This window comes from Paenibacillus sp. FSL R7-0302, assembly GCF_038006885.1.
Classification (GTDB): Bacteria; Bacillota; Bacilli; order Paenibacillales; family Paenibacillaceae; genus Paenibacillus_AQ.
In genome coordinates this window covers 302,266-321,156 of sequence record NZ_JBBOWB010000002.1, presented here as the reverse complement: position 1 = coordinate 321,156, position 18,891 = coordinate 302,266, and the positions used below count along the sequence as shown (strand labels likewise).

The 18,891-nt window shown below is 52.1% G+C and carries 19 protein-coding genes; 17 read left to right on the top strand and 2 right to left on the bottom strand.

Translation table 11 applies throughout. The annotated features are described in order from the left end of the window. The first annotated feature begins 131 nt into the window (after window positions 1-131). Window positions 132-2,087, top strand: coding sequence for a type I pullulanase (gene pulA, locus MKY96_RS27085; protein WP_340945235.1), 1,956 nt, complete (start codon window positions 132-134; stop codon window positions 2,085-2,087). 64 nt (window positions 2,088-2,151) lie between these two features. On the opposite strand, the gene MKY96_RS27080 is transcribed toward pulA, so the two are convergent. Further along, window positions 2,152-3,000 carry a hypothetical protein gene (locus MKY96_RS27080; RefSeq protein WP_340945233.1) on the bottom strand — a complete coding sequence of 283 codons (849 nt, stop codon included), beginning with the start codon at window positions 2,998-3,000 and terminating at the stop codon, window positions 2,152-2,154. 113 nt (window positions 3,001-3,113) lie between these two features. Next, window positions 3,114-3,635 carry a TetR/AcrR family transcriptional regulator gene (locus MKY96_RS27075; protein WP_340945232.1) on the bottom strand — a complete coding sequence of 174 codons (522 nt, stop codon included), beginning with the start codon at window positions 3,633-3,635 and terminating at the stop codon, window positions 3,114-3,116. Window positions 3,636-3,865: 230 nt separating this feature from the next. Between MKY96_RS27075 and MKY96_RS27070 the strand changes: the two genes are divergently transcribed. The 16 genes from MKY96_RS27070 to MKY96_RS26995 all read left to right on the top strand — a co-directional run bounded on the left by MKY96_RS27070 (window position 3,866) and on the right by MKY96_RS26995 (window position 18,880). Then, a complete protein-coding gene (locus tag MKY96_RS27070) occupies window positions 3,866-4,192 on the top strand; it encodes a PadR family transcriptional regulator (protein ID WP_036723569.1) in 327 nt (108 codons plus the stop codon). A gap of 5 nt (window positions 4,193-4,197) precedes the next feature. After that, window positions 4,198-5,178 carry a permease prefix domain 1-containing protein gene (locus tag MKY96_RS27065; protein WP_340945231.1) on the top strand — a complete coding sequence of 327 codons (981 nt, stop codon included), beginning with the start codon at window positions 4,198-4,200 and terminating at the stop codon, window positions 5,176-5,178. Between the two features lie 297 nt (window positions 5,179-5,475). Next, complete coding sequence (locus MKY96_RS27060; RefSeq protein ID WP_340945228.1) at window positions 5,476-6,960, top strand: glutamate synthase subunit beta; 1,485 nt, start codon at window positions 5,476-5,478, stop codon at window positions 6,958-6,960. A 221-nt stretch (window positions 6,961-7,181) separates the two neighbouring features. After that, window positions 7,182-7,733 carry a phosphodiesterase gene (gene yfcE, locus MKY96_RS27055; RefSeq protein ID WP_340945226.1) on the top strand — a complete coding sequence of 184 codons (552 nt, stop codon included), beginning with the start codon at window positions 7,182-7,184 and terminating at the stop codon, window positions 7,731-7,733. A gap of 240 nt (window positions 7,734-7,973) precedes the next feature. After that, window positions 7,974-9,008, top strand: coding sequence for an agmatine deiminase family protein (locus tag MKY96_RS27050; RefSeq protein ID WP_340946777.1), 1,035 nt, complete (start codon window positions 7,974-7,976; stop codon window positions 9,006-9,008). Between the two features lie 200 nt (window positions 9,009-9,208). After that, complete coding sequence (gene aguB, locus MKY96_RS27045; protein ID WP_036723561.1) at window positions 9,209-10,084, top strand: N-carbamoylputrescine amidase; 876 nt, start codon at window positions 9,209-9,211, stop codon at window positions 10,082-10,084. A gap of 217 nt (window positions 10,085-10,301) precedes the next feature. Then, the gene (locus MKY96_RS27040; protein WP_445671500.1) at window positions 10,302-11,117 is read left to right on the top strand and encodes a basic amino acid ABC transporter substrate-binding protein; all 816 of its coding nucleotides are present in this window, start codon (window positions 10,302-10,304) and stop codon (window positions 11,115-11,117) included. A gap of 96 nt (window positions 11,118-11,213) precedes the next feature. Then, window positions 11,214-11,861 carry an amino acid ABC transporter permease gene (locus MKY96_RS27035; RefSeq protein ID WP_340945223.1) on the top strand — a complete coding sequence of 216 codons (648 nt, stop codon included), beginning with the start codon at window positions 11,214-11,216 and terminating at the stop codon, window positions 11,859-11,861. Window positions 11,862-11,866: 5 nt separating this feature from the next. Beyond that, complete coding sequence (locus MKY96_RS27030; protein ID WP_340945222.1) at window positions 11,867-12,598, top strand: amino acid ABC transporter ATP-binding protein; 732 nt, start codon at window positions 11,867-11,869, stop codon at window positions 12,596-12,598. Between the two features lie 257 nt (window positions 12,599-12,855). Then, window positions 12,856-13,302, top strand: coding sequence for a tellurite resistance TerB family protein (locus tag MKY96_RS27025; RefSeq protein ID WP_340945219.1), 447 nt, complete (start codon window positions 12,856-12,858; stop codon window positions 13,300-13,302). Window positions 13,303-13,413: 111 nt separating this feature from the next. Next, window positions 13,414-14,010, top strand: coding sequence for a TerD family protein (locus MKY96_RS27020; RefSeq protein ID WP_076085946.1), 597 nt, complete (start codon window positions 13,414-13,416; stop codon window positions 14,008-14,010). Between the two features lie 29 nt (window positions 14,011-14,039). After that, window positions 14,040-14,615: a TerD family protein gene (locus tag MKY96_RS27015; protein ID WP_076085949.1), complete on the top strand. Its 576-nt coding sequence runs from the start codon at window positions 14,040-14,042 to the stop codon at window positions 14,613-14,615. A gap of 50 nt (window positions 14,616-14,665) precedes the next feature. Next, window positions 14,666-15,247 carry a TerD family protein gene (locus MKY96_RS27010; protein ID WP_036723550.1) on the top strand — a complete coding sequence of 194 codons (582 nt, stop codon included), beginning with the start codon at window positions 14,666-14,668 and terminating at the stop codon, window positions 15,245-15,247. A gap of 94 nt (window positions 15,248-15,341) precedes the next feature. Beyond that, window positions 15,342-16,667, top strand: a complete 1,326-nt coding sequence (locus tag MKY96_RS27005) for a TerD family protein (protein WP_340945218.1) — start codon at window positions 15,342-15,344, stop codon at window positions 16,665-16,667. A gap of 27 nt (window positions 16,668-16,694) precedes the next feature. After that, window positions 16,695-17,438 (top strand): TerC family protein, encoded by a 744-nt coding sequence (locus MKY96_RS27000; protein ID WP_036723548.1) that lies wholly within the window; start codon window positions 16,695-16,697, stop codon window positions 17,436-17,438. A gap of 233 nt (window positions 17,439-17,671) precedes the next feature. Further along, the gene (locus tag MKY96_RS26995) at window positions 17,672-18,880 is read left to right on the top strand and encodes an HpcH/HpaI aldolase/citrate lyase family protein (RefSeq protein WP_340945215.1); all 1,209 of its coding nucleotides are present in this window, start codon (window positions 17,672-17,674) and stop codon (window positions 18,878-18,880) included. Window positions 18,881-18,891: the final 11 nt, after the last annotated feature.

Here is an 18,891-nt window from a genome sequence, read left to right as displayed (position 1 = left end):
TGCAAAGTGTGATTCAAACGTTTGCACAAAGTTGGCGGTTAGGATAAAATTTCATTTAGAGAAATGAAGAGTTGTATAAAACCCAGGAGCCCTGCCGTATATTTAGTTAAGGGTAAAGGAGGCGGTAAGCCTTGTCAGTACAGAAGGAAATGAAGGAACCGATTGATTACGGGGACCCGGCGGCTACCAGCGGAATCTCCGTCTTCGACCGGAGTTTCGATGAGCTGTTCAGCTATGACGGAGAGGATCTTGGCCTAACCTATTCGGCGTCCGGCTCCGCGTTCTGTCTGTGGGCCCCGACGGCCCAGGAAGCGGAGCTGGTGCTCTATCCATCCTGGAAGGATGCTGCGCAGCGGCAGATACCCATGGTGCGAGACGTCCGGGGAACCTGGAGACTCAGCGTTCCGGGTGATCTGGACGGAATGTTCTACACCTACAAGGTGCGTATCGGTGATCTATGGAACGAAGCGGTGGACCCGTATGCCCGCGCGGTCGGGGTGAACGGGGACAGAGGGGCTATACTGGATCTGCGCAAGACCGATCCCGCACGCTGGACGCAGGATAAGCCGCCGCTGGAGGACCCGGTGGATGCGGTGATCTATGAGCTTCACCTGCGTGACTTATCGGTTCATCCTGCCAGCGGGATTAAGCATACAGGGCAATACCTCGGCCTTGCAGAAGCCGGAACCCGGGGTCCCGAGGGCATTGCCACCGGTCTTGATCATATTGCCAGTCTCGGTGTTACCCATGTGCAGCTGCTGCCTATCTATGATTATGCGACAGAGAGCGTGGATGAGACCCTTCTTACGGAGCCTCATTATAATTGGGGATATGATCCCAAGAATTACAATGCTCCTGAAGGCTCTTATGCGTCAGATCCGTATGTTCCGGGCCTGCGCATCCGGGAGCTGAAGACAATGATTCAGGCACTTCATGACCGCGGCCTGCGTGTCATCATGGATGTGGTCTACAATCATGTCTATGACGGCTTCCGGGTTAATTTCACCAAGCTGGTCCCTGGCTATTATCTGCGGTATAAGCAGGACGGGCGGTTGTCGAACGGCTCCGGCTGCGGGAACGACACTGCTTCTGAGCGCAAGATGATGTCCCGTTTCATCATAGAGTCCGTGTTGTACTGGGCTAAGGAGTACCATATTGACGGCTTCCGCTTCGATCTGATGGGACTGCATGATACAGGGACCATGAACGAGATCCGCCGCCGTCTGGATGAGCTGGACCCCTCTCTGATCACTATCGGCGAAGGCTGGGTGATGGACACGGAGCTGCCAGAGGACCTTCGGGCTAACCAGCGCCAGGCCAATGAGATGCCAGGCATCGGGCATTTTAATGACGGCTTCCGCGATGCGGTCAAAGGAAATATATTTCTGCATGACCAGAAGGGCTTCATCAGCGGCGGATTCGGCTTCGAGCGCAATGTGAAGGCAGGCATTGCCGGAGCGATCTACTACGGGCCCGGCCTTGGGCAATACGCCCAGGAGCCGCAGCAGAGTGTGAACTTCGTGGAGTGCCATGACAATCATACACTGTGGGATAAGCTGGTCTTGTCTACGGCAGGAGCAGAAGACGGGCAGCGCCGCGCTATGCACCATCTGGCCTCGGCTATCGTGCTGACGAGTCAGGGGATACCGTTCATTCATGCCGGGCAGGAGTTCCTGCGGACCAAGGACGGTGTGGAGAACAGCTATAAATCACCAGTGGAAGTGAACTGGCTGGACTGGGAACGCTGCGCGGAGCATGCTGAATCAGTAGCGTACATGAAGCAGCTGATTGCGCTGCGAGCGGCTCATCCCGCCTTCCGGCTGCGTACCGCCGAGGAGATCCGTGACCATTTGGTCTTCGAGGAAGCGCAGGCGCAGGCGGTGGCCTTCACCCTCCGCGATCATGCGGGAGGAGATTCTGCGGAGCATCTGTACGTTCTGTACAATGCCAACCCGGATGGTGCAGCCCTGAGGCTACCTGAGCTGGGCGAATGGAATGTGGTGTTCGGCGGGGAGCAGATCAGCGGACTGGAGGGCGGTATTTTAACCGCTGCAGGAATTGGAATGATTGTACTCGCTGTGAACTAATGGATAGGTACCGTGATATAGGTATTACGCTGAAGCAGGCTGCCGGGGCAGTCTGCTTCTTGCCCTACCGAATTTTACAGGCAGACATTAGAGCTGAAATGACAGTAAGCAGCCAAACCAGTAAACAGAGGATGGTAAGTATCGGGAACAAGCTAACTTCAAACATAGAATGGCCAAGACTGGTCTGAACGGCTATAAACATTATGCCAATCAACCAAGCTATGCAGCCTGTGTGTAGGAGCAGACGCTGTTTGCCGGGCAGTAGATTCGAATGTTCCAGCTGCCAGGCGGGTAACAGTAGGGTTTGGAGCGAATGGAGGCCAATTCCATGTAGTACAATATAATTGCCTCCAGCTCCGGTAAAACGGCCTTGTAAACTCATCATGATCAGGCCTGCCAGATTAGCTATGAATACCGACAGCAAGGCATAACGGATACCGGTGATAAGTACAGGGCGAGGCAATGGAGCCTTCATCCTCAAAAATTGAATAATAAGCAGGATACCTGAGACCACAAAAGAAAGAGAAATGACGCCAAATAAAGCTCCCCCAAGGGTGTCCACCAGGCCGCCAGCTTTAGAGAAACGGGGATTGAAGCCCCGAAAATTCTGCAGAGTTTCAATTACATAGCTGTAGGAAGCAGCAGCAATATTAAGCCGGCGAACCACTTTTCTCATGCGGACAGTAAAGCCTGCAAAGGGTAGAATCGCAGCGATGGAGAACAGAAAAATTCCTAGTGCTGCTGCAAACGAGAATACATTTTTAATATTACCCTCCGGCTGAACAACTGCCCCTTGAAAGAACATATAGACAGCAGCATTTCCCGCGATAATAAACCCAAGCAGTCCAAGGATAACGAGCGCTTTTTCACGTTTGAAAATAGAGACGGCAGATGCCATCAACTCGTTGAACATAGTAGGCACGATTCGATCACTCTCTCAAATTTATTTATCGATAAATAAATAATTAGCAAAATAATTGCAAGCAGTAACAGATAAGATTCATCCGTTTGCTGCTTGCACATCCTTTAATCTTTAGTCGTTTGTATGGACTGTTTTATTTCTGGTATATCAAGCACCTCGGATAACGTGACCAGCAGCCCCATGCTCATATAACGTATTGCATTTTCTTCCGCATCGGGTAACCCGGCCTTCTGGAATTTGCCAGTCACTTCATCAAAAATAGTCTTATAAAGCTTAGCAGAATGCTGTTTGATCCCAGCCTCCGATATGGTATAAGCCTGCATAACCATCAATACTTCGGAACGGTGTGTCTGCATTAAGTTGAAAAAGCTGCTGCCCATCGCGCCAACCAACTGATCAGCAGGTGCCTCGACTTCCATAAAAGTGTCATGAATCCGATCGTAGGCACGTTTTAACACAGCTATATATAAGTCTTCTTTGTTGTCAAAAAAATGAAAAATATAGGGCTGTGTAACTCCCGCGGCTTTAGCTACCATTGCAGTTGTTGTCCTGTAGTAGTCATATTCTGCGAATAAGGTTAATGCGCTTTCCATAATTTTTTGCTTTTTATCTTCCTTTGCTGCCATTGTGATCAGTTCCAATCATTTATTTATTGAACGATAAATAAATCATATAAAAGTATGATTTGTCTGTCAATATTACTGTTCTTTCTAATAGCTCGCTGTACGGAAACCGCCCATAAGCCCGCTTTTAAAAATAAATAGTATTTCCACGTAAAACACTACTTCATCTGTCGTAGTAATTATGCTACAATGAACCTAATTACTACGACAGATGAAGTATAGGAGGCAGGCAATTGATCAGCAGTGATGTGATTAGGGGATACAACGACACGATGATCCTCTACATGCTTCTGGACGGGGAGTCTTACGGCTATGAGATTTCCAAGAATATACGGAAGCTATCGGAAGAGAAGTACATTATGAAGGAAACCACACTCTATTCGGCATTCACCCGGCTGGAGAAGAACGGTTATATTGATTCCTTTTATCTGGATGAGACGTTCGGCAAGAGACGCACTTACTACCGCATCACTCCCCAGGGTCTTGCCTACTACCGGGCCAAATGTGAGGAATGGCAGATCACGCAGGAAGTTATCAACAAATTCATAAAGGAGCTGTGAGGAACTTGGATACCATCATTGGATACTTGAACAATATGTTCGCATCTCTGCCCAGAACGGAACAGATGGCGATGCTGAAGCAGGAGCTGCTTGGCAACATGGAAGAGAAATACTATGAACTGAAGCATGAAGGGAAGTCGGAGAATGAGGCGGTGGGCATCGTTATTTCCGAGTTCGGCAACATTGATGAGCTGGTCAGCGAGCTGGGGCTTGGAGAGGATCGTAAGGAGGAAGGACTACGGCTGCCCATGCTGGATGAGCTTGCTGTAGAAGAATTCATTGCTGCCAAAAGAAAATCCGGCCTGCTCGTAGGCTGGGGCGTAGGGCTGATTTTGCTGGGTGCTGCGCTGCTTATCCTTTTCTCGGGTCTTGGGGAGAACGGGGTCATGGGAAATGTATTCTCTGAAGATGCGATGAGTATGATCGGGCTGGTCTCCCTGTTACTGCTGCTCGGTCCTGCTATTGCGTTATTCATCTACAGTGGCACGAAAATGGAGAAATACAAATACATGGAGTCCGGGTTCAGTCTGCCGCATCCTCAGAAGGCGTATATTGAGCAGCGACAGGCCGCTTTTGCCGCCACGTATACGTTATCGCTTATCATGGGGGTGTGTTTATGCGTGTTGTCGCCGATTGCCATCTTTGTAACTTCTGCGTTTGGAGATGAATTCAGCTCATACGGGGTGGCCGTTCTGCCGATAATGGTGGCTGTAGCCGTGTTCCTCTTCGTGTATTACGGGAATATCCGGAGTGCGTACCAGCAGCTGTTGAAGACAGGCGATTTCAGTGAGGCGAAGCAGGAGGAGGGCCGGATTGTCGGCGCAGTTGCCGCAGTGGTCTGGCCGCTGGTTACTTGTGTTTTTCTGGTCAGCGGTTTCGTGTTCGACCAGTGGGAGATCAACTGGATCGTCTTCCCGTTAACGGGGATTCTGTTCGGGGTGTTCAGCTCGGTCTACAATATGTTCAAGAAAAAAGATGCTGCCTGAGTTTGCTATACACGATTTGCCACATAACGTTAACACAAAAGGTGACATTGCTCATGTTCCCTCCCTGCGGATAGGTGGTAATATGAAGGCATTTATTCCCCTTATGATAACCGTGCAAGAGCCTGTACCGGGGTGATTTGAAGCCCCGTTACAGCCTCTTGCTTCGTAGCTTTACAGTGACAGAATAACGGACGGTGACAGAAGAGTGTGTTTCTTTTTGGAGCCGGGTGTGGGCATGAATGAATGCCGTCTATTACCTTTCGGCGGCCAATCAGAGAGACTCGGAGGATGACAGGGATGGGTAAAACAACCGGATTTATAGAATATCAGCGGCGGACGCCTGCTGAATGCGAGCCAATGGAGCGGATTAAGAACTGGAATGAATTCTCGGTTCCGATGGAGGAAGAACAGCTGCGTGAGCAGGGTGCCCGCTGTATGGATTGCGGAACACCGTTCTGTCATGTCGGGCGTATATTGTCAGGGATGGCCAGCGGCTGTCCACTGCATAATCTGATTCCCGAGTGGAATGACATGGTCTATCGCGGGAACTGGCAGGTCGCGCTGAAGCGCCTGCACAAGACGAACAACTTCCCTGAATTTACAGGACGCGTCTGCCCTGCACCATGTGAAGGTGCTTGCACAGTAGGGAAGAACGGCGATCCGGTAACGATAAAATCGATCGAAAAAGCGATTGTAGAGAGAGGGTTTGCTGAAGGCTGGATCGTTCCTGAGCCGCCGCTTACTCGTACAGGCAAGAAGGTCGCCGTTGTTGGCTCCGGCCCTGCCGGGCTGGCCTGCGCTGCCCAGCTGAACAAGGCGGGACACAGTGTAACGGTATATGAGCGGGCTGACCGGATCGGCGGACTACTGACCTACGGCATTCCGAACATGAAGCTGGATAAGAAGAAGGTGCAGCGCCGGGTGGATCTGCTGGCGGCGGAAGGCGTGACCTTCGTCACCCGTACCGAGATCGGCAGGGATATTGCAGCGGCTCAATTACAGGAGGAGCATGATGCGGTCGTCCTCTGCGGCGGCTCGACTAAGGCGCGGGACCTGCCGCTGGAAGGCCGGGAGTTGCGCGGCATTCATCAGGCGATGGAATTCCTGACGCTTAATACGAAGAGCCTGCTGGATTCTGAACTGGCTGACGGGGAGTATCTGTCGGCGGCGGGCAAGGATGTGGTCGTCATCGGCGGCGGAGATACGGGTACGGACTGTGTAGCCACTTCGATCCGCCACGGCTGCCGCAGCGTAATCCAGCTGGAGATTATGCCGCAGTCCCCATTGACCCGCCAGCCGGGCAATCCTTGGCCGGAATGGCCGAAGGTGCTGAAGGTGGACTACGGACAGCAGGAGGCGGCTTCTCTGTATGAAGAAGATCCGCGCCGCTATGTGGTGAATACCAAGCGTTTTGTCGGCGATGCGGGCGGCCATGTGCAGGAGCTGCATACGGTGCGTATTGAATGGAAGCGTACAGAAGACGGGCGGATGGCCCCGGTAGAAGTACCGGGCAGTGAAGAGGTCATTCCGGCGCAGCTGGTGCTGCTGGCTTTGGGCTTCACTGGACCGGAGGAGACAGTGCTGGGACAGCTTGGTGTGGAATGCGATGAGCGTTCCAACGTTAAGGCAGAGTTCGGAGCGCAGGCAACGAATGTGGAGGGAGTCTTCACGGCCGGTGACATGCGGCGCGGCCAGAGTCTGGTGGTCTGGGCGATTAACGAGGGCCGCCAGGCCGCCCGCGAGGTAGACCGCTTTTTGATGGGCTCGTCCAATCTGCCTTGAGACGGCTGTGATGCGACCGATTGTTGCATCTATTGCAGTTTTGGTGCATGGATACATGGGAGTTTAGGCGAAATGTTGCACAAATTGCAGGAAATCATCCCGCATTCAGCTTGAAGGAGAAGGAATCCTGCTTTTTGTGCAACAATAGCTGATTCGTGCCGGAATGGTGAGCGGAATGTTGCATTTTGGGCAGGATATATGGACAGAGAGGAAGCGTACGAATGAAGCTGATGTTTATTTCCGATATTCACGGATCCCTGTACTGGCTGGAACAGGCGCTGGCGAAGGCGGAGGAGGAGCAGCCGCACACGCTGGTTATTCTGGGGGATTTCCTGTATCACGGACCGAGGAATCCGCTGCCGGAGGGGTATAATCCGCAGGGGGTCGCCGACAGGCTGAATGCTTACAGCCAATCGGGCAAATCGCTGGCGGCGGTGAGAGGTAACTGTGATGCCGAGGTGGATCAGATGCTGCTGCAGTTCCCGATGATGGGCGACTACGTGCTGATTCTGCATGAGGGCCGGAAGATCTACGCTACGCACGGGCATGGCTTCAGCATCGACCACTTACCGGCGCTGTCCCCGCAGGATATATTCATTCAGGGGCATACACATCTGCCGGTGGCAGAGGTGAAGGACGGCATTACCCTGCTCAACCCCGGATCGATTGCGCTACCCAAGGAGAACAACCCGAACTCCTATGGCGTTCTGGAGAATGGTGAGTTCAGCATTAAGGATTTTGAGGGCAATATAATCAAGCGCATCACTCTGTAAAATCGATTCATCCCCGAGGATCTCTGATTGTAGTCCCGCAATCTCTCTGATTGAAGTCTCACAGTTTTTCTAATTCCAGTACCGCAGATTATTATGCTTCTATGGCAGTCCCTCTGGATATTTCCAGAGGGATTATTGCTGCACAGCAATTGAGCCTGCCGGCATATTCATGTATGATGGGTGAGGAGCTTGCGGGTAGATCCCCGGCTTCAAAAACTAAACAGCAGAGGTAACTAAATGATGCATCCACGTGATTTACACTATACAATGCCTGCCGAATGGGCCAAGCATGAACGGACCTTCATTTCCTGGCCGGTGAAGGACTCTATGGTACACCCTGATAATCATGAAGCGGTTAGTGCGGGCTATGCCGAGATTATCCGGGCGATTGCCGAATTCGAGCCGGTGACGGTTATCGTCAATCCAGAGGAGCTGGATCAGGTAGAGAAATTGGCGCTCGGCGGGAATGTAACACTGCTCCCCGTCCGGCACAACGATGCCTGGCTGCGGGACAATGGACCGACCTTCCTAACGGGTCCTGACGGGAAGCTGGCCGGGGTCAACTGGAAATTCAATGCCTGGGGCGGCAAATACTCGCCTTGGGATCTCGATGATGAGGTAGCTCCGCAGATTCTGAAGCACCTGGGAGTCAGCGCATTCGATGCTCCGCTGGTGATGGAGGGCGGCTCGATTCATACGGATGGTGAAGGCACGCTGCTGACCACCGAGGAATGTCTGCTCAACACCAACCGCAATCCGGGCTTAAGCCGCGAGGAGATTGCTGCATATGTGAAGCAATATACCGGGACCGAGTCCATCATCTGGCTGAAGCGCGGCCTCAGCGGGGATGAGACGGACGGGCATGTCGATAACATCGCCTGCTTCGCGGCACCGGGCAAGGTGATTATTCAGGTCTGCGAGGACCCGCAGGATGAGAACTATGCGATTACGCAGGAGAATCTGCGCATCCTGGAGCAGACGGTTGATGCCAAAGGCCGGAAGCTGGAGATTATCCGCATTCAGCAGCCGTCCCGCGTGGACTTCGAGGGCAGCCGCCTGACGCTGAGCTATCTGAACTTTTATTTTGTGAACGGCGGAATTATCCTGCCGGTCTTCGGCGGTACAGCGGCTGAGACGGACAAGCTGGCTGAAGAGACGCTGGCCGGGCTGTTCCCAGGCCGCCGTATCCGTACCGTGAACGGAATGGCCGTGATCGGCGAAGGCGGCAACGTGCATTGCACCACCCAGCAGATGCCTGCGGTGGCTGGAGCTTAACGAAAAGCGAAAAGAAGCGGAGGGGAAATTTGGAACTGTAGGAGCGTTAGCGATCGCCTTTGTCACCGGATTTCAACCGCGAGTAGCGGATTAAATCAAGAAATCTGGGGACAACAGCGACCGGAAGTCCAAATGTTCACCGCAGCGACGACCAAGCTTTGAGTTCTAAGTGTTATAAGTTCAACCAAGGAGGAACAACCATGAGACAAGTAAAAGTAGCCGCGACGCAAATGAGCTGTTCCGGCGACATAGATGAGAATATCCGCAAGGCGGAGACACTGGTAAGAGAGGCAGCCGCCCAGGGTGCGCAGATTATTCTGCTGCAGGAGCTGTTCGAGACGCCGTATTTCTGCCAGAAGGAGAAGTCAGATTACTATGCCTATGCTACGGAGCTGGAGCAGAACAAGGCGGTGAACCACTTCAAGGCTATTGCCAAGGAGCTTGCGGTGGTGCTGCCGATCAGCTTTTATGAGAAGAAGAATTATGCGCGGTACAACTCGCTGGCGGTCATTGATGCGGACGGAACCGTGATGGGCAAATACCGCAAGAGCCATATTCCTGACGGTCCGGGCTATGAAGAGAAATTCTACTTCAACCCGGGCGATACCGGCTTCAAGGTGTGGAATACCCGCTATGCCAAAATCGGAGTCGGCGTATGCTGGGACCAATGGTACCCGGAAGCTGCCCGGGTGATGAGCCTGATGGGTGCGGAGATTCTGTTCTACCCTACAGCGATCGGCTCGGAGCCGCAGGATGGGTCGATTGATTCCAAGGATCACTGGCAGACCTGCATGCTGGGTCATGCTGCCGCTAACCTGATTCCTGTCGTGGCCTCCAACCGGATCGGCAAGGAGACTGACGAGGATTCCAGCATTGACTTCTACGGCTCGTCGTTCATCGCTGGTCCGCAGGGCAACAAGATTGTCGAAGCCGGACGGGATGAGCAGACGGTACTGGTCAGCGAATTTGATCTGGATGCCCTTGAGGTCGGCCGGATTGAATGGGGGATCTTCCGTGACCGCCGTCCGGAGCTGTACCGGATGATTGCTTCCTATGACGGCGATTTGACCTTCTAACTTATGTGCTAATATGTATAGACCATTCAGTAAGCAGCCAGAATGCTGCCGGAGCTCTCTCCGGGGCATTTTGGCTGCTTTTTTGCATGAGATGTTACAATATATCGATAATAATGTCATATTATATTACACGCAAGGATAAAGTTAATTGTCATCACTACTCTAATCTGATAAAATCTCCTTAAGTTATTTTACAAATAAGTAGGGGGATTGGAGAATGGGAATCCGGAAAAAGTGGGCGATGTCAGGTATGGTAGCACTCCTGGTCTTGGCAATGGCGGGTTGTAGCTCTGGTAATGAGGCGAAAGGCGGCAGTGCGGACGGGAAAAGTCTCAAAATCGCTACCGATGCCAGCTATGCACCAATGGAGTATATGGATACCGATACGATCAAGGGCTTTGACATTGATTTCATTAAGGCGGTGATGGCGGAGGCTGGCATCGATTACACGGTCACCAACACAGGCTGGGATACCATGCTGACGAGTGTGAAGCAGGGCACTGAATATCAGGCGGGTGTATCCTCGGTATCAATTACAGATGAGCGCAAGGAGACCTATGACTACTCCATCCCTTATTTCGAATCTACGAACATGATCATGGTGAAGGAAGGCAGCGACATCAAATCCGCCCTGGACCTGAAGGGGAAGAAGGTTGCGGTTCAGGCAGCCACGACAGCAGATGAGCTGATGAGCGGCATTATGGGCGTCGACAACGGCAATCTGAAGCGGTTCGACAGCAATGCGGTAGCGCTGATGGAGCTGAACGGCGGCGGAGCGGATGCGGTGGTTGCGGATATCGCCATCGTGAACGAATACATCAAGAACAACCCGAAGGAGAAGCTGACAGGCATTATCGACAAGGAGAATTTCGGTTCCGAGTACTACGGTATCCTGTATCCGAAGGGCAGCGAATGGAAGGAGAAGCTGGACCCGGCGATCAAGAAGATCATCGAGAACGGCAAATATGCGGAGATCTACAAGGAATGGTTCGGCGAAGAGCCGGACACGGCGGCGCTTATGAACGCGAAGTAGCATAGGGGCCGGCACAACTAAGCATGCGTAATGATTGCTATTGCGCGTGCTTCTTTTTTTGAGCAAGCCACAAGCAGAAGAGAAGGGAAGAATTCTATGGATTTCAGATTCGACATCATCGTTCATTATTTACCGGTTCTGCTAAAAGGGACCCTGTTCACCATCGGCGTATCGCTGGTCTCCATTCTGTGCGGCTCCCTGCTGGGGCTGATTATCGGCTTCGGCAAAATGGCACCCAAATGGTATTTCCGCTGGCCGTTTCACGCGTATATTAACCTCTTCCGCGGTACGCCGCTCTATGTGCAGATTCTGATCGTCCACTTCGGGCTGATCCCGTTGTTCTACGGCAAAACCTATGCGCTGATGAGCGCATTCGTGGCGCTGTCGCTCAATTCCGCCGCCTATTCTGCGGAGATCTTCCGCGCCGGTATCCAGTCCATCGACCCCGGTCAGCGGGAAGCGGCCCTATCCCTCGGAATGACCCGGCAGCAGGCGATGCGCTTCATTATTCTGCCCCAGGCCATCAAACGGATGGTTCCCGCCTTCGGGAATGAATTCATCGTGCTGGTTAAGGATTCCTCGCTGCTGGCGCTGATTGCCGCCCCTGAGATTATGTACTGGAGCAATACCATGAAAGGCCAATACCTGCGGATCTGGGAGCCTTATCTGACCGCTGCACTGATCTATTTCATCCTGACCTACTCCCTCAGCAAGCTGCTTAATTATATCGAACGGAAGGTGTAACCCCTATGGAACCGGTAATTTCAGTCAAGCATCTGCACAAATCATTCGGTGCCCATCAGGTACTGACGGATATCAGCGTCGACATTCACAGCCGGGAGGTTGTGGTCGTCATCGGGCCTTCGGGCTCGGGCAAATCGACCTTTCTGCGCTGCCTTAATCTGCTGGAGCAGCCGCAAAAGGGCGATATTATCATTGAAGGCACTTCCTTGATGGCCAAGAGCACAAGGATTAACGATATCCGTACTGAGGTGGGGATGGTTTTTCAGCAGTTCAATCTGTTTCCGCACCGCACAGTGATCGAGAACATCATGCTGTCCCCGATGAAGGTGCGGAAATGGACGGAGGATCAAGCGAGGCAGAAGGCTGTGGAGCTGCTGCAGAAGGTGGGCCTCAGTGAGAAGGCGGAGATGTATCCTGCCTCGCTCTCCGGCGGTCAGGCCCAGCGGGTGGCGATTGCCCGGGCGCTGGCGATGGAGCCGAAGATCATGCTGTTCGACGAGCCGACCTCGGCCCTGGACCCCGAGATGGTGGGCGAGGTGCTGGCCGTAATGAAGGAGCTGGCCCTTGAGGGGATGACTATGGTTGTGGTGACCCATGAGATGGGCTTCGCCCGTGAAGTTGGGGACCGGGTGCTTTTTATGGAGCAAGGGGCCATAGTGGAGCAGGGTGCGCCGGAGCAGTTGTTCGGCAGCCCGTCGCATGAGCGTACACGGGAGTTTCTGTCCAAGGTGCTGTAAGAATCGCCCAAAGTAGAATATTGTTATTTAATCGGTTATATTAGAAGAGTAAGAAATAGGCAATAAGTCCAAGCGTGAATAGCTGCCCAGGGTGGCGGGGAGGAGGCTCGGAGATATCTTTTTTTAAAGTATAAGGATGTCAGCGGTTCTGCATAATGATTGATCCTTATATTTCCGGCAGAAAAGGATAGGGTGCTTAATAAGACGGCATAGGCTTTCTGCTGGTCATAATTCCATAATGATAGAAGGAGAATACGATGAGCACATTCAAGAATTGGCTGAATACCACCAAGAGCGGACTGACGGATCAAGTGAAGAAATTTAAAAATAAAGACTTTATGAACGCGGTGGTGGCGGGCTGCGCGCTGGTTGCTGCTGCTGACGGCAAGATTGAGGAAGCTGAGAAGAACAAGATGGCGGGATATATGAATCTCAGCAATGAACTCAAGGTATTTGACATGAGGGACGTCATTGCCCAGTTCAATTACTATGTCAGCAACTTCGAATTCTCGCCGGAGATCGGTAAGCAGGAAGCGCTGAAGGCCATCGGGAAGTTTAACGGCAAACCGGAGGTTGGACGGTTAATCGTGGGCGTATGCTCGGCGATTGGTGCAGCAGACGGTGACTTCGATGAGCATGAGAAAGCGGTTGTGCGGAATATCTGCAATGTACTGGGACTTAGCCCAAGCGAATTCAGCCTGTAATTACAGGCTGGATTTCATTTGCTAATTACTGAAACTTTAGGCGATTCATCGCCGTATCACTGATGTAACACCCGCAAGCATACTTCTATCTGGAAACGGAGGTACTTCAAGTTGGCTGGAATTAATCTGGTAAAAGGTCAGAAGATCGATTTAACCAAAGGCAATGCCGGACTGTCTAACGTAATCGTAGGACTGGGCTGGGACCCTGCCGAACCGGCAAGAGGATTCTTTGGGGTTAAAAAACAGGCGAATGTGGACTGCGATGCTTCAGCGCTGCTGCTGAATGAGAACGGCAAGCTGACGAACAAGCTGAACCTTGTCTGCTTTCACAACAAACAGAATGCGAATAACTCTGTAGTCCACTCGGGGGATAATCTGACGGGTGAGGGCGACGGGGACGACGAACAGATCATGGTGAATCTGAAGCAGATTCCTGCCGATGTCCATAAGGTCCTTGTTGTGGTTAACATCTACGATGCGGTGAACCGCAAGCAGGATTTCGGAATGATCAAATCTGCGTATATCCGCATTATTAATGCGGCAGGGAATGCAGAATTGGTTAAGTTTAATCTGACAGAGAATTATACAGGCTTCACGGCACTGATCTGCGGTGAGCTGTACCGTCATGGCGAAGAGTGGAAATTCGCAGCCATTGGTGAAGCGGCCCACGCCGCGCATATCAATCAGCTGGCAGAACGCTATATCTAAATCCAATTTGAGAAAAGAGGGCTCTATTCATGGCTATTAACTTATCCAAGGGACAAAAAATTGATTTAACCAAAACGAATCCAGGCTTGTCCAAAATCACAGTCGGCCTAGGATGGGATACGAATAAATACGACGGCGGTAAGGACTTTGACCTTGACGTTTCCGTGTTCCTGACGAATGCCAGCGGTAAAGTAGATAAAGAAACCAACTTCATCTTCTTCAACAACAAGCAGAACGAGAACGCTTCTGTCGTACACACCGGCGATAACCGTACCGGGGAAGGCGACGGAGATGATGAGCAGGTTCAAGTCGATTTGCTTAATGTTCCTGCAGATGTGGACAAGATTGCCTTCACCATTACCATCTATGAAGCAGAATCCAGAAGCCAGAACTTTGGACAAGTCTCCCGTTCTTATGTACGTATCGTCAACGATGCGAACAGTGAGGAACTGATCCGTTTTGACCTGGGTGAAGATTTCTCCGTTGAAACAGGCGTAGTTGTAGGCGAATTGTACCGTAACGGCGCAGAATGGAAATTCAATGCGATTGGCAGCGGCTACAAGGATGGTCTCTCCGGCTTGACCCGTGATTACGGTCTGCAATAAGGCTCTGACATTACGGGAATTAAATCTGTAAGGAAAGAGGGTTTTTGACAGTGACGATCAGTCTTTCCAAAGGACAGCGGATTGATCTTACCAAGACTAATCCGGGTCTGACCAAGGTAGTTGTAGGACTGGGCTGGGATACAAACAAGTACAGCGGCGGCAAGGATTTCGACCTTGATGCATCAGCATTCCTGCTGCATGAGGACGGCAAAGCCAAAAGCGAAAATGACTTTGTATTCTATAACAACCCAAGCGGCGGTACTGGATCTGTAACCCACACAGGCGACAATCGTACAGGGGAAGGCGACGGGGATGATGAGCAGATCGTCGTAGACTTCAGCCTGGTGCCTGCCAATATTCAGCGGATCGGGATCACGGTCACGATCTATGATTATGAGGCCCGGGCACAGAACTTCGGACAAGTCTCCAACGCTTTCGTCCGCGTAGTGGATGCATCCAGTGACCGTGAGATTCTGCGGTTCGATCTGGGCGAGGATTTCTCCACCGAGACGGCTGTGGTCTTCTGTGAATTCTACCGCCAGGGGGCGGACTGGAAATTCCAGGCGATCGGCAGCGGCTTCGCCGGCGGACTAAGCGCGTTATGCAAAAACTACGGGCTGGACGCGCAATAAGAGCTTCAAAGGCGGGATCATCATCGATCCTGCCCTTTTTATACACAAAATCTGATAAGTTGCGCTCTTATCCATGTATAAAGGTGGCGTAAGAATGAATACAGAAGTAGTCAAAGGACAGAAAGCAGACCTGACCAAAGGGAACCCGGGGCTCCGCAGCATTACGGTTGAGATCGGGTGGAAAGCTCCGTCTTCCATGGATATTGATGCTTCCGCATTCCTGCTTGGAGCTGGCGGTAAAGTCGGCAGTGACGACGATCTGATCTTTTACAATAACCCGTCTACTCCATATATCACTTATAAGGATGTGCCGGGTACGGCTTCGGGCGGACTGAAGCAGTTCGAGGTCTCGCTGGAGCGGATTCCGGCAAACATAGTGAAGATTGCCTTCACGCTTACTCTGTATGACGGAGAAAACCGCAAGCAGATGTTCGGACAAATGAGTGAAGCGGAGTGCCGGATCGTGAATCAGGCGACAGGTGCGCAGCTTCTGCGGTGTAACCTTGGAAATCAGTTCTCTGTGGAAACGGCTGTTGTAGTTGGAGAATTATATAGACATGGTGAAGAATGGAAATACAGTGCGATTGTTGCGGGCTTCTCGGGCGGGCTTAAGGCGCTCTGCGGCAACTATGGCATAGAAGTAGAGGACGAGCCTGCGCCGGCACCGAAGCCGCCTGAACAGACGCCTCCGCCGGGACGCCCGCCGCTTCAAGTGCCGCCGCCCCGCGCAGAGTCATCCAGACCGAATATTGTGATTCCGCCACCGCCTGCACCGGCACCCCCTAAGCAGGAGGCTGCTCCCACACCGGCGCTGAATCTCAATCTGAAGAAGATTGAGCTGAAGAAGAAGGGCGATTCGATTAACCTGAAGAAATCCGCCTCCGGTCTGGGTGAGCTGCTCATTAACCTGAACTGGAACCAGAAGCAGGGCGGAGGGCTGTTCAGCCGTAACAAGGGCGGGGTAGATCTCGACTTGGCCTGTCTGTATGAGCTGAAGAATGGCAGCAAAGGCGTGGTGCAGGCACTGGGCAATGCGTTCGGCAACCTCCAGCAGCCGCCGTACATCATGCTCGATGGAGATGATCGGACCGGCTCCGTAACATCTGGCGAGAATCTGCGTATAAACGGAAGTAAGGTCGCCCAGATTGAACGGATTCTGGTGTTTGCCTTTATTTACAAAGGAGTTACCAACTGGTCCGAAGCGGATGGAGTGGTTACCCTGAAGCAGGATGGAGGACCGGATATTATCGTTAATCTGGACGAGCATAACAACCGTAAAGGCATGTGCGCCATCGCGCTGATCCGGAATGTGGATAACGAGACCTTCAGTATTGAACGGCTCGTGCAATATTTCAGCGGTCACAGGGAGATGGATGAGGCTTATGGCTGGGGGCTTCGCTGGGTAGCGGGAAGCAAATAATTTGATATTACCGGAGGCGCAAGTGGAATGGACTGGTTCAGTGATTTTTTTAGGAGTATCGGTGAGAATTATGGGCATTTCTTCTCATGGAGTGATATTGCAGGAACGCTCTCCGACCCTGTCAGCTGGGGGATAATCGGAAGCTTGATTCTGCTGGAGGGTCTGCTGTCCGCTGATAACGCGCTTGTACTGGCGGTCATGGTTAAGCACCTGCCGAAGGAGCAGCAGCGTAAGGCGTTGTTCTACGGTATTATCGGTGCTTATGTATTCAGATTCCTGGCGATTGGGCTGGGGACCTATCTCGTCAAATTCACGCTGGTGAAGGTGCTTGGAGCCTTGTATCTCTTCTACATTGCCTACAAAGGGTTGTTCAAGGGCAGCGGAGAAGAGGGAGAGATTAAGAATAAAGGCGCCTCCTTCTGGAAGACGGTACTCCTCGTTGAATTAATGGATATTGCCTTCAGTATTGACAGCGTGGTAGCTGCGTTTGGTCTTAGCAGTGAAGTATGGGTACTCTTCCTGGGCGGTATTCTCGGCGTACTGATGATGCGCGGAGTGGCACAGGTGTTTCTCAAGCTGATTGCCAGATATCCTGAACTGGAACAGACAGCATTCCTGCTTATTGCACTGATTGCCGGTAAAATGCTTGCCGGAGCCTTCGGCTATGAATTGCCGCATGTAATTTTCTTCGGTATTCTAATTGCGGTGTTTGCAGGTACTATTGTGTATAGCGCAAGCAAACGCAAGAAGGCTGAGAACCACAAGGCCTGATGGTTCTGCGTGCTTTATCTATTTATCCTTTATAGCTGTGCAGGAAGGCGCGGGGTTCACGGGAAGGGTGGACTCCGGCACGCCTTTCGGGTAATCGTAATAGGTTTATAGCATGGCCTTTGCTTGGGTTCTAAGCAAGCCGGATACCGTCCCCGAGAGGACGGCATAGCTGGTTCTGCTCGCAGCCAGAGGTCATTTGTATTGTGCTGGCACAACATTAAGGGGGAAGGGCCTTGAGATATTTCGATTACCTCACACAAGAACAGGAAGCCTCATTATTCCATGTTCCGCCGGTTTCATTTGATCATACTACCCGCAAGGATTTACTGGCTTATGCCGTCGGAGCAGCCCTTTATATGCCGGCCACCCGTGCCAGTGTTGCCGAAGATATTATTAAGCTGAGAGCCTCAGGACTTATTACGGTAATCATAGATCTGGAGGATGCCATCGGGGACGGTGAAGTGGATTATGCCGAAGAATCCATCGTCAGGCATCTGGCGTTCCTGTCCGCTTATGCGGAGAATGAGCCGGAACAGCGCGGCAGTCTTCCGCTGCTGTTCATCCGGGTGCGTAACCCTGCACAGCTGCGGGATCTGATCTTTCGGCTGGGATCATTAATCACCATGCTGACCGGCTTCGTCTTCCCCAAATTCTCCGTAGAGAACGGTACGGATTATTTCGAGGCCATTGCCGATTACAATGACACACGCAGCTATTCAGCCCCGGTGCTGTACGGGATGCCGATTCTGGAGAATGCACCGATCATCTACCGGGAGAGCCGGATGGATACTCTGCTTGGGGTCCGCGATCTGCTGGGGCAATACCGCGAGTATGTACTGAATGTCCGGATTGGAGCGACGGACTTCTCCAGTCTGTTCGGACTGCGGCGCAGCCCGGATATCAGTATTTATGACCTGACGCCGATCCGTGACTGCATGTCGGATATCATTAACGTCTTTGGCCGTGTGGAGGAAGGATACGTGATCTCGGGTCCTGTGTGGGAGTATTTTGCCAGCAAAGGACACCGGGTCCTCCGCCCGCAGCTGCGGGAGACACCCTTCGAGGATACCTACGGCAAGCATGGCCGCGAGATGCGCAACAGCTTCATTTCAAGCTCGATGGACGGGCTGATCCGGGAAGTAATTCTGGACAAGGAGAATGGCATTGTGGGCAAAACCATTATCCACCCCTCCCACCTCAGACCCGTGCAGGCGATGTATACCGTAATGCATGAAGAGTATGTGGATGCCTTAAGTATTGTAGACAGCAACGATGGCAGCCGCGGCGTGTTCAAGAGTGAATACTATAACAAAATGAATGAAATCAAGCCTCATTTGAACTGGGCCAGACGAATTTTATTACGATCTCAAATATACGGGGTGTTACATGAACAACAGCATTTTGTCGGATTACTACCCGAGAACGAATACACACACGTTTAATATCGTCGAGA